Genomic DNA, 14,205 nt, shown 5'->3' on the forward strand with positions numbered 1-14,205 from the left:
GGGGAAGGTGGCGCGCAGCCTAAGGCTGCGTGACGGATGGGGCGCGGCGCGACAGCGACGCGTTCCGCGAAGCGGAAGCCGCCGCGTCCGGCATTCCACCGGCCTTTCGGCTTCGCCGAACGCGCGTTCCGCGCGCCCCATCCGTCTCGGCTGCGCCGAGACACCTTCCCCTACAGGGAAGGACAGGGGGCATCGACGACTCTCGGCCACCTCCTGGGCACAGGAGATGTGTCGATCCACCAGCTCCCGCATCCGCGGGCGCCCGCCCGCCGTCCCGACCACGGAACCCACGATGCCCCTCTCCGACTACCGCATCGACGCCGAGCCCTTCTACGCACCGCAGGGCGACGAGATCGATCTCTTCGCCGCCTCCCACGCGCTGCGCCAGCCGGTGATGATCAAGGGCCCGACCGGCTGCGGCAAGACGCGCTTCGTCGAGCACATGGCCTGGCGGCTCGGGCGCCCGCTCGTCACCGTCGCCTGCCACGAGGACATGACCGCCTCCGACCTCGTCGGCCGCTTCCTGCTCGACGCGGACGGCACCCGCTGGCACGACGGGCCGCTGACGCTGGCCGTGCGCCACGGCGGGATCTGCTATCTCGACGAGATCGTCGAGGCGCGCCAGGACACGACGGTGGTGATCCATCCGCTCACCGACGATCGCCGGGTGCTGCCGCTCGAGAAGAAGAACGAGCTCGTGCGCGCCCATGCCGACTTCCAGCTCGTGATCTCCTACAATCCCGGCTACCAGAGCGTGCTCAAGGATTTGAAGGAATCGACCAAGCAGCGCTTCGTCGCCCTCGATTTCGGCTACCCCGATCCCGTCCGCGAGGCGCGCATCGTCGCCCGCGAGGCGGACATCGAGCTCGACGCCGCCGAGCTGCTCGTGCGCATCGCCCAGCGCAGCCGCAACCTCAAGGGCCACGGCCTCGACGAGGGCGCCTCGACGCGCATGCTGATCCAGGCCGGGCGCCTGATGGGGCGCGGCGTCGCGGCCGCGGTGGCGGCGCAGATCGCGATCACGCTGCCGCTCACCGACGAGCCGGACCTGCGCCGCACCCTCGCCGAGGCGGTCGACGCGTGCCTGTAGCATCCGGCCAGGACCCGGCGGGGAGGGATCCGAGAGCGCGGGTCGAGGCGCTCGCGGCGCGGCTGCACGCCGCCGCGGGCGCGGATGCCGAGGCCGCCTGGCGCGCCGGGCTGGCCACGGTCGTGGAGCGCGCCGGCCCGTCGTCCCTCGTGACGACGAGCCTCGTCGACGCCGCTCGGGCCTGCCTCGACGCCGGCCGCGCCGAGGCGCTCGCCCCCCTGGCGGAGCACGCGCCCGACCTCCTGGCCCGCGCCGGCCGGCGGGCGGCGGCGGCGGTGCTGACGGAGATCCCCCGGCTCCTCCCCCGCCTGCCCGCACAGGGGGACGTCGCACGCGTCCTCGGCACGCTCGCCCGGCTCGCGGAGCGCGCACCCGCCGCCGTCGAGCCGCTCGTGCGCACGAGCCCGCTCCTCCTCGTCCGGCTCGAAGCGGACGCGTACGACGCCTTCGTCGAGACCGGCGTCGCGCACGCGGGCGGCGACGCGGGGCGGCTCGTCGCCTTCGTCACGCTCTCCTCCCGGGAGGGCCGTGCGGCGCTCGAGGCGGAGGCCGGCGAGCGACCGCTCGCGGAGCGCGCGCCGTGGCTCGCGCGCTTCGTCGCCGCGATCCTGGGCGTCCACCCGCTCGTGCGCCCCGCGAGCGTCGAGGGCGACCCGCGGGCGGCACGGCGCACGCGCTTCGACGGACGTCTCGTCCTCCTGCCGGAGAGCTTCCGCGGCTATCGCGGTTCGGCCGCGGAGCGGCTCGAGCGGGCGGCGCTCGCCCATGTGGGCGCCCATCTCGCGTTCGGGAGAGGGCGTCTCGACCCGGGCACGCTGAAGCCGGTCCAGATCGCCATCGTCTCGCTCATGGAGGACGCGCGCGTCGAGCGGCTGGCGATGGCGGCGCTGCCGGGCCTCGCGCGGCTGTGGCTGCCTTTCCACGACGCCCGCGCCGAGGGCGCGCAGACGGCGGAGAGCCTGCTCGCCCGCCTCTCGCGCGCGCTCGTCGACCCGCGTTGCCCCGACGAAGACCCCTGGGTCGCGAAGGGGCGCACGCTCTTCGAGGCGGCTCTGGCGGACCCCGATCCCGCGGCGCTCCGCCGGGCGGCGGGAGTGCTCGGCAACGATCTGGGCCAGATGCGGGTGCGCTTCGACGCGAAGGCCTACGTGCCCCAGCCCGTCTACCGCGACGACAATTCCGGCCTGTGGCTCTTCGAGCCCGACGCGCCGCCCCCGGTCGACGCGCCGGAGATCGCGGCGCAGGGCGTGCGCATCGAAACGACCGAGACGCCTCGGACGCCCCCCGATCGCGAGCGCCGCGAGCGCGGGGCCGACGCGCCGCACGCACCGGCCCGCCCGCGCGACGCCGGCGAGGAAAGCCGGCTCGTCCTGCGGCTGCCGGAGTGGGACTACCATGCCGCGCGTCTGCGGCCGGACTGGGTGAGTGTCCTCGACGAGCGGCCGCGCACCGCCCCCGCCCATCTCGTCGATCGCTGGATCGAGGCGCGGCCCGCGACGCTCTCGCGCACCGAGGCGCTCGTGCGGCAGGCGCGGATCGGCCGGCCGAAGCGGCTTCGCCGCCGGGCCGAGGGCGAGCGGCTCGACCTCGACGCCGCGATCGGCGCCGTTCTCGACCAGCGCCTCGGCCTCACGCCCGACCCGCGGGTGTTCGAGACCGTGCGCATCGCCGAGCGCGACGTCGCCCTCGTCCTGCTGCTCGACGTCTCCGAATCCACCAAGGACACGATCGGCGGCACGACGACCTCCGTCTTCTCCGTGATGCGCGACGCGACCGCCGTGCTCGCGCGCGTGCTCGACGCGCTCGACGACCCGTTCGCCGTGCACGCCTTCGCCTCGAACGGTCGGGAGAACGTGCACTACACGCGGATCAAGGACTTCGACGAGCGCTTCGAGGCCCCGGCGAAGAGCCGGCTCGCGGGGCTGCGCCCCGGCCTGTCGACGCGCATGGGCGCGGCGCTGCGCATGGCGACGCGCGCGCTCGCCACCTCCCGCGCCCACCGCCGCCTGATCCTCCTCGTCACCGACGGCGAGCCGTCGGACGTGGACTGCCCCGATCCGCGCCATCTGGTCGAGGACGCGCGCAAGGCCGTCCAGGAGGCGGCCGCGCTCGGCGTCGACGCCTTCTGCGTGGCGGTCGCGCCGCGCGACGAGGCCGCCCTCGCCACCGTGTTCGGCCGCGCCAACGTCGCACACCTGCCCCGCGTCGAGGCCCTGCCGGACCGCCTGCCGCAGGTCTATTGCCGGCTGGTGCGATGAGGCGTCACGCCGTCGACGTCCTGCGTCGATCTCCGCCGGCAGGGCCCATCCGCCAGAGGGGCGGCGCGGCGACCCTTGTGGACGGCGCGCCCGCCGACGGCTTCAGGGGAGCGATTGTCAACCGAATCGGGCTACGGTAGAGGGACAGATAAGCGGACCTGGCGTCGCTGACACAGGGTGGACGTTCATGCTGGCCCGGATCGAGAGCGATGTACACGCCCCGTGCGCCTTCCTGCTGATCCTGCAGCAGGAGCAGTTCGCGCACGATCAGCATAGCCATCCGGATATCGCGTCCCTGTCGAAGACGGACCGCCTGAAGCACTACGGGCTGCATTATGCCAAGTACGTCGGTCGTCTCGCCCGCACGCACGCCGAGCCCAAGAGCGTGGACCAGACGATCGTCGACACCGCGCTGATCTGCCTGAGCGCCGCCAACGCGCTTCACCAGAATCTGGCGACCTTCGCGCTCGCGCCCGCCGCCATCTCGGATTGCACGAGGTTCCTCCCAGCGCTGGCCGAGCCGGTCGGCCGCTTCTGCGACGGATGCGAGAAGCTCGATCATCTGGAGGATGCCCACGCCATCCTCCGGGACGCCAATCGGGACGTATGCCGGTTTGTCCTCAACGCCTCCTCGCTGGCGGGAATGGATCTCGTAACACGCATCGGCGAGCGCCGCCGCGAACTCGCGCGGCGGAACTTCTTCATTCGCGGCTGACGACGATGACGTTCTGGAGCGGCGAGAAGCTCATCGACAACCACGACGTCATCCGACCGTTCGAGCGCGAGCGGGTCGATGTCAACTCATACAATCTGAGGGTCGGACGCGGATATTACTGCTCCCCCGACGGATCCGGCGAAGGGGGGAAGATCAACAACGCACTCGCGGACGGCGAAACGTTCCGAATCCCGTCGGGGCAGTTCGCCTTCCTGCTGACGCTGGAGGAGGTGGCCGTCCCGCACGACGCCATGGCGTTCATCTCGATGCGCACCGGGAAGAAGTTCGGCGGTTTGATCAACGTGTCGGGCTTCCACGTCGACCCGGGTTATCGGGGCAACCTCGTGTTCGCGGTGTTCAACGCGGGTTCCGGGACGATCCATGTCGCTCAAGGAGAACCCTTCTTCAAAATCTGGTTTGCGGACATGGATAGGAAGTCGAGCAAGCCCTACGTCTATACAGGCAAGGGTCTAAGCCAGATCGACCCAAGCCTTGCACAGCAAATGTCGCGAGAGATCTATTCACTCCAGGGGCTCGCCGAAAAGATCCGAGACATCGAGACAAAGCTGGACAGCCAAAAGCCGACGATCGAGAACCTCAACTTCGTTATTCGGTCGCTGGTCGTCGGATTGACCGCCGGCATCATCGTGGCCGCGTTCCGGCTTACGTCCTAGGCACTGCGAGCGCCGACGTCCCAGCACGGCGGTTCCGCCTCGTCGGCACCAGTGCGGCATCCCTATCGGAGCGCCACACCGTCCAGCGACCAGCGCGTCTCCCCCTCGGAGAACAGCGGCACCAGCTCGCCGTGCTCGGGCACCTCGAGGGCGCGCATCACCGGCCGAGAACGCTCGATGTAGCCGACGCGACGCTCGGAGGGCGCGCGGCCGTAGAAGGCGGGGCCGTTGAGGGAGGCGAACGCCTCGAAGCGGTCGAGCGCGTCCTCCTCGGCGAAGACGCCGAGATAGGCCTCGATGGCCACGGGAGCCGAGAACACGCCGGCGCAGCCGCAGGCGCTCTCCTTGTCGTGGCGCAGGTGCGGCGCGGTGTCGGTGCCCAGGAAGAACTGCCGCTCGCCGCTCGTCGCCGCCGCGCGCAGGGCGAGGCGATGCTCCTCGCGCTTGAGGATCGGCAGGCAGAACATGTGCGGCCGAAGCCCGCCGGCGAACAGGGCGTTGCGGTTGTAGATCAGGTGCTGGGGCGTGATGGTCGCACCCATGCGCTCGGGATGGGCGCGCACGAAGGCCACCGCCTCGCGGGTCGTCACGTGCTCCATGACGACCCGCAGCCGCGGGAAGCGATCGAGCGTCGGCGTGAGCACGTCGTCGAGGAAGCGGTGCTCGCGGTCGAACATGTCGACGTGCGGCCCCACCACCTCGCCATGGGTGAGGAGCGGAATGCCCGCCTCCTCCATCGCCGCGAGCACGCGGTCGAGCCTGCGGATGTCGCTGACGCCGTGGGCGGAGTTGGTGGTGGCATTGGCCGGATAGAGCTTCGCCGCCGTGAAGACGCCCTCGGCGTGGCCGCGCACGAGGTCCGACGGGTCCGTGTCGTCGGTGAGGTAGCAGGTCATCAGGGGCGTGAAATCGCAGCCTTCTGGGATCGCCGCGCGGATGCGCTCGCGATAGGCCGCGGCCATGGCCGCGCTCGTCACCGGCGGCGAGAGGTTCGGCATCACGATCGCGGCGTGGACCGTGCGCGCCGTCCAGGGCACGACGGTGCGCAGCATGGCGCCGTCGCGGAAATGGACGTGCATGTCGGCCGGCTGGCGGATGGTGATCGTGCGCATGCGTCCCTCCGTCCTCGCCGCGCGTGAGGCGCGGGAGACCGGACGTACGCGCTCCGGTGCCGCCCCGCAATTCGGAAAAGCCGCCGGATGGACCGCGATCGGGCGTTCGGGCGCGGCTTGCCCCCGCGCGCGGCTGACGCCAGGATCGCGCCCGAACGAGACAGGAGCCGCCCGATTCCGATCACCGACGCCCACGCCACCCCCGACGTCGCCCCGACCGACGCCGATCACGCCGCCGAGCCGAGCCAGCGCATCCGCCTCTCGGACGTCGGCGCGCGCCTGCGCGCCTTCCGCATGGGCCGCGGGCTGACGCCCGAGGACGTCGCGGCACGCATCGGCATCTCGCGCGCGGCGCTCTACCGGGCGGAGCAGGGCCAGATCCCCAAGATCGAGACGCTGGCGGGCATCGCCGACGTGCTCGACACCTCGCTCGCGAGCCTGCTCGGCGCGGGCATCGAGTACGTCCCGACCGCCGTCGCCTTCTTCGAGCGCATGCGCCAGCTCGAGGAGGCGTCGCACGAGATCATCGGCCTGTTCGCCCCGGTCTCCTACCTGCTGACCTCGGACGCCTACGACGCCATGCTCGCCGAGGTGCTGCGCGAGGGGCCGCGCGCCGGCGACGGGGACGGCGCGGCGCTGGAGACGCTGCTCGCCGTCCTGCGCGAGCGCAAGGCCTGGTTTCGCGCGGCGAAGCCCGCCATCGTCAGCCTGATCTCGTCCTCCGACATCGAACGCTTCCTCGCCCACGGGGCGGTCGGGCGCTACGACCTCGACGAGGCGACGATCCTGCGCCGCCGGCGCGAGGCGAGGCGGGAGGTCGAGCACATCGCCGCCCTCGTCGCCGATCCGCCCGCGAACGTCGCGATCGGCATCGTGCTCGAGCCGACGCCGGCGACGACCTTCCAGATCTTTCGCCAGGCGGACCGCTCCGTCCTCGCGATCTCGCCCTTCCGACTCGGCGAGCAGCCCAACGTCCGGCTCGGCGTCGCGCTGATCACGTCCGCGCCCGAGCCGATGGCGCTGCACGAGGAGATCGCCGCGCGGCTGCGCGCCAGCGCGCTGCGGGGCGAGGCGGCGCTCGCGCACCTGCGCGCCCTCCTCGCGCGCCACGGCGCCGAGCCTGCCTAGAAGACGGGCACGAGTCTGCCCATCGTCTCGTCTCATTTTTGAGACTTTCTTGTTGACAGAGGCGCCGCGACGCTCTTCCCTAGGCCCTTCCGGAGCGGAAGAAACAAGGGAACACCCTCGATGATCTCACGGCGCACACTCGTCCTCGCGGCCGGCCTCGCGGCCGCCATCGCCGCCGGCCCGATTTCGGGCCCCGCGGCGGCCCAGGAATTCACCGCCCGCATCGGGCACCTCGAGTCGCCCCAGCAGGCCCGTCACCAGGGTCTCGAGATCGTCGCCGACCTCGTCGCCGAGCGCACCGACGGCGCGGTCGTGTTCCAGCTCTTCCCCGCGGGCCAGCTCGGCCAGGCGCGCGAGATGAACGAAGGCGTCCAGCTCGGCGTCATCGAGGGCACCGTCTCCCCCGCCGCGTTCCTGGCGGGCTTCAACCCCGCCGTCTCCATCCTCGACGTGCCGTTCGTCTACCCGGCGGACCGCGAGCAGGCGAACGCACTGCGCACCGGCGCCTTCGGCCGGGCCGTGCTCGACAGCTTCGCGCCGCGCGGCTTCGAGGCGATCGCCATCTGGCCGAACGGGCGCAAGAGCTTCACGTCCAACAAGCCGCTCGAGAGCGTGCAGGCCTTCGAGGGCCAGCGCTTCCGCGTGATGGATTCACCCGTGCTGATCGAGCAGTTCAACGCGGTCGGCGCCTCCGCCGTCGCGCTCCCCTTCGGCGAGCTGTACACCGCGCTGCAGACCGGCGTCGTCGACGGGCAGGAGAACGCCCTCGATACGATCGCGACCATGAAGTACGACGAGGTCCAGGAGAACCTCCTCGTCTCCGGCCACGGCGCCAACGAGGACATCGTCCTGTTCAATCCCGGCTGGTGGGCCTCGCTGCCGCAGGAATACCGCGACGTCATCGTCGCCGCCTTCGACGAGGTCCGCCCGCAGGTCGAGGAGATCAAGGAGGCCTCGCAGGCCGCCGCCCTCCAGCGCTTGACGGAAGCCGGGATGAACGTGCGCGAGCTGACCGACGACGAGCGCGCCGCCCTGCGCGAGACGATGTATCCCCGCGCCCGCGACGCCTATCTCGGTCTCGCCGGCGATGCTGGGCAGGCGATCGTCGCCGTCTACGAGGAGCAGTACGCGGACGTGACGGGCGAGTGATCGCCGCGGTGTGCGACGTCCTCCTCTCTTCCTTCTGGCGCAGGCAGCGGCAGCAGGACGTCTACGAGCGCGGATGCAGAGCGCGACGTTCTCCCCTCCCCCTCGTGGGGAGGGGCCGGGGGTGGGGGGCGTGCAGGACGATCTCGCCGCGGATGCGGGGCGACCACGGTCGCGACAGCAACGGCGAGGTCTCACCCGGCATCACGCCCCCCATCCGCCCCCTTCGGGGGCACCTTCCCCGCAAGGGGGAAGGAAGGCCTGCGTCACCGTCAGGCGTCAGGTACGCACCTGAAGTCTGCACCTGTTCAGTGCGTGAAGTGCCCGGCGCTCGTGGAGAGGGGCGCATCGAAGTGGGAGCCTCCCGCGCGAGGCCCCGAGCCGGAGACCAAGACCCGTGATCGCGTTCCTGCGGGTGATCGCGACGGTGGAGCGGGTGCTCCTCGCGTCGCTCATGATCGCCATGACCATCCTCTACAGCGGCGCCGTCCTCGCCCGCGAGGTATCCACCGATCTCTACCGGGAGCTCGCCTGGGTCGACGAAGCCACGCGCTGGCTGATGGTGTGGATGGTCTTCCTAGGGCTCGGCCTCGCGCTGGAGCAGGGCAAGCACGTGGCGATGACCTCGCTGCTGGCCACCTTCTCGCGGCGCGCGCGCCGGATGGTGCGGCGGCTGATCGACCTCGTCGGGCTCGCCTTCTCGCTCGCCATCGTCTGGTTCGGCTGGGACATCACCCGCCTCGTGCTCGGCACGGGCCAGGTGAGCCCGACGCTGGGGCTGACGACGGCGATCCTCTACCTCGCCCTCCCCGTCGGCTTCTCGCTCCTGGCGCTGCGCTACCTCGCCGGCCTTCTCGGCATCCAGGAGCGCGCCCTCGAGCACGAGCATCCGGAGCGCCCGTCATGATCGTCGCCGCGCTCTTCGCCTTCGCGATCCTCCTTCTCGTGCTGGGCTTCGAGATGCTGCTCGTGCTCGGGCTGCCGGGGCTGATGATCAAGGAGATCTGGTTCGACCGCCTGCCGGACATCGTCATCGGCCAGAAGATCGTCGGCGGCATCAACCATTCGACGCTGCTCGCGATCCCCTTCTTCATCTTCGCCGCCGAGCTGATGGCGAGCGGGCGCATCGCGCGCGACCTGACCGCGCTGGTGAAGGCCTTCCTCGGCCACCGCGCCGGCGGCATGGGGCACACCACGATCGGCGCCTGCGCCGCCTTCGGCGCGGTGTCGGGCTCGGCGCCCGCCACCGTCGCGGCGCTGGGGCGCATCATGTATCCGGAGCTGATCAAGTCCGGCTACAAGGACCGCTTCGCGCTGGGCCTCATCGTCTCCTCGGCGGAGACCGCGCTCCTCATCCCGCCCTCGATCACCCTGATCATCTACGGCTGGCTGACCGGCACCTCGATCACGGGGCTCTTCGCCGGCGGGCTCGTCATCGGCATCACGCTGGCGCTCGCCTTCGCTCTCTACGTCGTGTGGGATTCGTACCGCATGGGGCGCGAGGCCACGGCCGCGCCGTCGCTGCGCGAGCGGATGCGCGCCACCGGCGCCGCCGGCTGGGCGCTGGGGCTGCCCGTCATCATCCTGGGCGGCATCTACGGCGGCATCTTCACGCCCACCGAGGCCGCGGCCGTGAGCGTCGTCTACGCGGTCTTCGTCGAGGCGGTGGTCTACCGCGAGCTGACCTTCGCCGGCCTCTTCGGCGTCGCGGGCCGGGCCGCGGTGACGAACACCGTGATCTTCATCCTGCTCGGGATGGGGAGCCTCGTCTCCTACTTCATCACGCTCGCCCAGCTGCCGGGGATCGTGATCGACTTCATGCAGACGATCGAGGCGAACTGGATCGTCTTCCTGCTGATCGTCAACGTACTCTTCCTGGTCGCCGGCATGTTCATCGACCCGAACTCGGCCCTGCTCGTCCTCGTCCCGGCGCTCTATCCCGTGGCGATGACCTTCGGCATCGATCCCGTCCATTTCGGGCTGATCGTGTGCCTGAACATCTGCATCGGGATGATCACCCCGCCCTTCGGCCTCGACATCTTCGTCGCGTCCTCCACCCTGGGCAAGCCGGTGGCGACGATCATCGCGGGCGTCTGGCCCTTCGTGCTGATCAACCTCGCCGTCCTCGCCGTCGTCACCTACGTGCCCCAGCTCTCGACCTTCTTCCCCAGGCTGATCCTCGGCTGAGGAGAGCGCTTCCCATGATCATCCCCATGCTCGATCCCGACGTGGCCTCTCCTGCGGCGCCCCCGCGCCCCCTGGAGGTGGAGGCCGTGGTGCGCGAGCACGTCGCGGTCAACGACGAGTACCGCTACCTCTCCCTCGACCTGCCCGAGGGCGCACCGCACGCCCGCCCGGGCCAGTTCTACCACCTGCTCTGCCCCGGCGGAGACGGGCTCGAGCCCTTCTTCCGCCGGCCGATGAGCGTCTACCGCATCGAGCCGGAGCGAAACCGCGTCGGCTTCCTCTACAAGGTGACCGGCACGGGCACCGCCGCCATGGCGCGGTTGTGGCCGGGCGACGGCTTCAACATCTTCGGCCCGCTCGGCATCGGCTTCACGTTGCCCGAGGCGAAGGCGCCGATCGTGCTGCTCGGCCGCGGCGTCGGGCTCGCCACGATGGGTCCGCTGGTGCCCTTCGCTCGCGCGAACGGGCATCGCGTCACCGCGATCCTGAGCGCGCGCGCCCCCGATCTCGTGATGTCGGTCGAGGAGATGCGGGCCGCCGGCGCGGACGTGCTCACCGTGACCGACGCCGAGGGCACCTCCGCCGTCCCGCACGTCGAAGGGCTGCTAGAGGATCTCGTCGCGCAGGGACGCTGCGCGGCGCTCTACGTCTGCGGATCGAGCCGGCTCACGCGCCTCGCGCAGGCGGTGGCCGCCCGCCACGACCTCTTCGGCGAGGTCGCGCTCGAGCAGCAGATGGCCTGCGGGGTCGGCGTGTGCTTCTGTTGCGTCCGGCCCTTCCGCGAGAACGGTGAGACGGTGCACCGGCGGGTGTGCTGCGAGGGGCCGGTGTTCCCGCTCGCGGAGGCGCTCGCATGATCGACCTCTCCGTCTCCTGCGGCGGGCTCGCGCTCGCCAACCCGGTGATGCCGGCCTCGGGCACGTTCGGCCTGGAGCAGGCCGATATCTTCGACTTCGAGCGTCTCGGCGCTTTCGTGACGAAGACGATCACGCCCGACAAGCGGCTGGGCAACCCGACGCCGCGGGTGTCGGAAGTGCCGAACGGCATGCTCAACTCGATCGGCATCCCCTCGAAGGGCGCCGACGCCTTCGTGCGCGACGTCATCCCGCGCTTTTCGCAGTGGCGCCCGCCCCTCGTCGTCTCGATTTCGGCGAACACGCCCGACGCCTTCGCCGAACTCGCGCGCGCGGTGAGCGTCGCGGGCGTCGCGGCGATCGAGATCAACATCTCCTGCCCGAACCTCGAGGACGACGGCAAGGCCTTCGCCATGCGCCCGGAGAGCACCCGCGAGATCGTGCGGCGGCTGCGCGACGCGACCCACCTGCCGCTCTGGGCGAAGCTGACGCCCAACGCCGGCGACGTCGCCGCCGTGGCGCGGGCCGCCGAGGAAGGCGGCGCGGACGCGCTCGTCGTCGCCAACACCATCCTCGCCATGAGCGTGAACGTCGAGACCCGCCGCCCGAGCCTCGGCAACGTCATGGGCGGGCTCTCGGGGCCCGCCGTGAAGCCGATCATCCTGCGCATGGCCTATCAATGCGCGCGCGCCGCGACCATCCCGGTGATCGGCTGCGGCGGTATCGCCACCGCGAAGGACGCGCTCGAGTTCCTCATCGTCGGCTGCCGTGCGGTGCAGGTCGGCACGGCCTCCTTCGTCCACCCGTGCGCCCTCGTGGACGTCATCGACGACCTCGAGGAGCATTGCCGCGCGAACGGCATCGCGCGGATCGAGGACGTGATCGGCTCCCTCGACCTCACCCAGACCGAGCGCGACATGATGGGGGACACGGCCCTGGAGGCGCGCGCATGAACCTGCGCACCGGGCCCGTCGCGGCGAACGCCGATCTCGCGGGCCTCGACCCGCGCGCGCTCGCCGAGCGCCTCTTCGCCGATGCGGCGGCGATGTCGCCCGACCGCGTCGGCCTCTCGCGCCCGGCCTACAGCGCCGTCGAGAGCCGCATGCTCTCCCATCTCGAGGAAACCGCCCGCGCCCTCGGCCTCGAGACCTGGCGCGATCCCGGCGACAATCTCGTCGTCGCCGCCCCCGGCGACACCGATCCGTCCGCGCGGGCGGGCTATCTCGGCTCGCACGTCGACACCGTGCCGGAGGGGGGCAACTACGACGGCCTCGCGGGCGTGGTGGCGGGCCTCCTCGCACTCCTCGCCGTCGTGCGCGAGGGGACGAGCGCGGGGCGCGTGCCGCTGCGGGTGCTCGCGCTGCGCGGCGAGGAGAGCGCCTGGTTCGGACGCGCCTACATGGGCTCGCTCGCGCTGTTCGGGCGCCTCGGCGGCGCCGCGCTCGAGGCCCGGCGCCGCGACGGCGTCGGCACGCTCGCCGACGCCATGCGCGAGACGGGCCTTCCGGTGGAACGCATCGCCGCCGGCGAGCCGCTCGTCGACCCGAAGGCCTTCGCCTTCTTCGTCGAGCTCCACATCGAGCAGGGCCCCGTCCTCGTCGAGCGCAAGTGGCCCGTCGCGGGCGTCACGGGCATTCGCGGCAACATCCGCCATCGCGAGATCCGCTGCCTCGGCGAGGCCGGACATTCGGGCGCGGTCCCGCGTTGGCTCAGGCGCGACGCGGTCTTCGCCATGTGCGAGCTCGTGATGCGCATGGACGAGCACTGGGCGACGATTCAGCAGCACGGCGGCGATCTCGTGCTGACGACCGGCATCGTCCAGACCGACGCCGCCCACCACGCCATGTCGCGCATCCCCGGCGAGGTCTCCTTCAGCTTCGAGGCGCGCAGCCTCGACGCGGGCACGCTCGAGGCCGTCGAGCGCCTGGCGCACGCGGAGGCACGCGCGATCGAGCGCGATCGCGGGGTGCGCTTCCATTTCGATGCGCCCGTGCGCTCGGCGCCCGCGAGCCTCGATCCGGCGATCCTCCAGGCGATGCTCGCGGAGATGGAGGCGCAGTCGCTCCCCGCCGAGACCGTACCGAGCGGTGCCGGCCACGACGCGGCGGTGTTCTCGCAGGCGGGCGTGCCCAGCGGCATGATCTTCGTGCGCAACACCAAGGGGTCACACAACCCGCACGAGCACATGGAGATCGACGATCTGATGATCGCCGTCCGCGTCATGGCGCGTCTCGGCAAGACGCTGGCGGATCGCGCGAAATGAGGCGTGGGCAGAGCGCATGGAGCGTTGGACGTCCCTCCGTTCAGCGGCTAGATGAGGCGCCGCGCGCCGATGGAAGGACGATCCCGTGACGAATTTCACCGACAAGGCTCTGATCGCCGAGCTCACCGCCAAGATGCTGCTCGAGGTCCAGGCGGTGCATTTCCGCGCCGACGAGCCGTTCCGCTTCACGTCGGGCTGGGCGAGCCCGGTCTACATCGATTGCCGCAAGCTGATCTCCTACCCGCGCATCCGCAACACGCTGATGGACTTCGCGGCCTCCGTGATCCTGCGCGACATCGGCTTCGAGTCCCTCGACGCCATCGCCGGCGGCGAGACCGCGGGTATCCCCTTCGCCGCCTGGATCGCGGACCGGCTGTCGATGCCCATGCAGTACGTCCGCAAGAAGCCCAAGGGTTTCGGGCGGGACGCTCAGATCGAGGGCGATTTCCGCGAGGGCGCACGCATCGTGCTCGTCGAGGACCTCTCGACGGACGGGCGCTCGAAGATCCGCTTCTGCGAGGCGCTGCGCGCCGCGGGGCTGACGGTGGAGCACACCTTCGTGATCTTCCACTACGACATTTTCCCGCAGACCAAGGAGACGCTGAGCGAGCACGGCATCACCATGCACTCGCTCGCCACCTGGTGGGACGTGCTCGCGGTGGCGCGCGCGCAGGGCTATTTCGCCGCCGAGACCCTCAACGAGGTCGAGGCCTTCCTCAACAGCCCGATGGAATGGTCGGCGGCGCACGGCGGGGCGAGCAGCTTCCCGCAGAGCTGA

The 14,205-nt window shown here is 71.1% G+C and carries 13 protein-coding genes; 12 read left to right on the plus strand and 1 reads right to left on the minus strand.

All coding sequences use genetic code 11. The features are described from left to right. Positions 1-292 precede the first annotated feature (292 nt). The 4 genes from AB9M23_RS06905 (at position 293) to AB9M23_RS06920 (ending at position 4,737) form a co-directional block, all read left to right on the plus strand. Positions 293-1,090 carry a CbbQ/NirQ/NorQ/GpvN family protein gene (locus AB9M23_RS06905; protein WP_372423648.1) on the plus strand — a complete coding sequence of 266 codons (798 nt, stop codon included), beginning with the start codon at positions 293-295 and terminating at the stop codon, positions 1,088-1,090. After that, entirely contained in the window at positions 1,081-3,348 is a 2,268-nt protein-coding gene (locus AB9M23_RS06910; RefSeq protein ID WP_372423651.1) for a VWA domain-containing protein, read from the plus strand. Before AB9M23_RS06905 ends, AB9M23_RS06910 begins: the two co-directional genes overlap by 10 nt. A 187-nt stretch (positions 3,349-3,535) precedes the next feature. Then, the gene (locus AB9M23_RS06915) at positions 3,536-4,063 is read left to right on the plus strand and encodes a hypothetical protein (protein ID WP_372423653.1); all 528 of its coding nucleotides are present in this window, start codon (positions 3,536-3,538) and stop codon (positions 4,061-4,063) included. A gap of 5 nt (positions 4,064-4,068) precedes the next feature. Continuing rightward, positions 4,069-4,737: a dCTP deaminase domain-containing protein gene (locus AB9M23_RS06920; protein WP_372423654.1), complete on the plus strand. Its 669-nt coding sequence runs from the start codon at positions 4,069-4,071 to the stop codon at positions 4,735-4,737. A gap of 62 nt (positions 4,738-4,799) precedes the next feature. On the opposite strand, the gene pyrC is transcribed toward AB9M23_RS06920, so the two are convergent. After that, complete coding sequence (pyrC, locus tag AB9M23_RS06925) at positions 4,800-5,849, minus strand: dihydroorotase (protein ID WP_372423655.1); 1,050 nt, start codon at positions 5,847-5,849, stop codon at positions 4,800-4,802. 87 nt (positions 5,850-5,936) lie between these two features. Between pyrC and AB9M23_RS06930 the strand changes: the two genes are divergently transcribed. From AB9M23_RS06930 to AB9M23_RS06965, 8 genes are all read left to right on the plus strand, one after another. Further along, positions 5,937-6,977 (plus strand): helix-turn-helix domain-containing protein, encoded by a 1,041-nt coding sequence (locus AB9M23_RS06930; RefSeq protein WP_372423656.1) that lies wholly within the window; start codon positions 5,937-5,939, stop codon positions 6,975-6,977. A 120-nt stretch (positions 6,978-7,097) separates the two neighbouring features. Beyond that, entirely contained in the window at positions 7,098-8,126 is a 1,029-nt protein-coding gene (locus AB9M23_RS06935) for a TRAP transporter substrate-binding protein (RefSeq protein WP_372423657.1), read from the plus strand. Positions 8,127-8,520: 394 nt separating this feature from the next. Continuing rightward, positions 8,521-9,030 carry a TRAP transporter small permease gene (locus AB9M23_RS06940; protein ID WP_372423659.1) on the plus strand — a complete coding sequence of 170 codons (510 nt, stop codon included), beginning with the start codon at positions 8,521-8,523 and terminating at the stop codon, positions 9,028-9,030. Further along, positions 9,027-10,310 carry a TRAP transporter large permease gene (locus tag AB9M23_RS06945; RefSeq protein WP_372423661.1) on the plus strand — a complete coding sequence of 428 codons (1,284 nt, stop codon included), beginning with the start codon at positions 9,027-9,029 and terminating at the stop codon, positions 10,308-10,310. The genes AB9M23_RS06940 and AB9M23_RS06945 overlap by 4 nt, the downstream gene beginning before the upstream one ends. Before the next feature lie 14 nt (positions 10,311-10,324). After that, entirely contained in the window at positions 10,325-11,167 is an 843-nt protein-coding gene (locus AB9M23_RS06950; protein ID WP_372423663.1) for a dihydroorotate dehydrogenase electron transfer subunit, read from the plus strand. After that, positions 11,164-12,117, plus strand: a complete 954-nt coding sequence (locus AB9M23_RS06955; RefSeq protein WP_372423665.1) for a dihydroorotate dehydrogenase — start codon at positions 11,164-11,166, stop codon at positions 12,115-12,117. Before AB9M23_RS06950 ends, AB9M23_RS06955 begins: the two co-directional genes overlap by 4 nt. Then, complete coding sequence (locus AB9M23_RS06960; protein WP_372423667.1) at positions 12,114-13,427, plus strand: hydantoinase/carbamoylase family amidase; 1,314 nt, start codon at positions 12,114-12,116, stop codon at positions 13,425-13,427. The genes AB9M23_RS06955 and AB9M23_RS06960 overlap by 4 nt, the downstream gene beginning before the upstream one ends. 85 nt (positions 13,428-13,512) lie before the next feature. Further along, complete coding sequence (locus tag AB9M23_RS06965) at positions 13,513-14,205, plus strand: orotate phosphoribosyltransferase (protein ID WP_372423669.1); 693 nt, start codon at positions 13,513-13,515, stop codon at positions 14,203-14,205.

Source organism: Salinarimonas chemoclinalis, from assembly GCF_041514305.1.
GTDB lineage: Bacteria > Pseudomonadota > Alphaproteobacteria > Rhizobiales > Beijerinckiaceae > Salinarimonas > Salinarimonas chemoclinalis.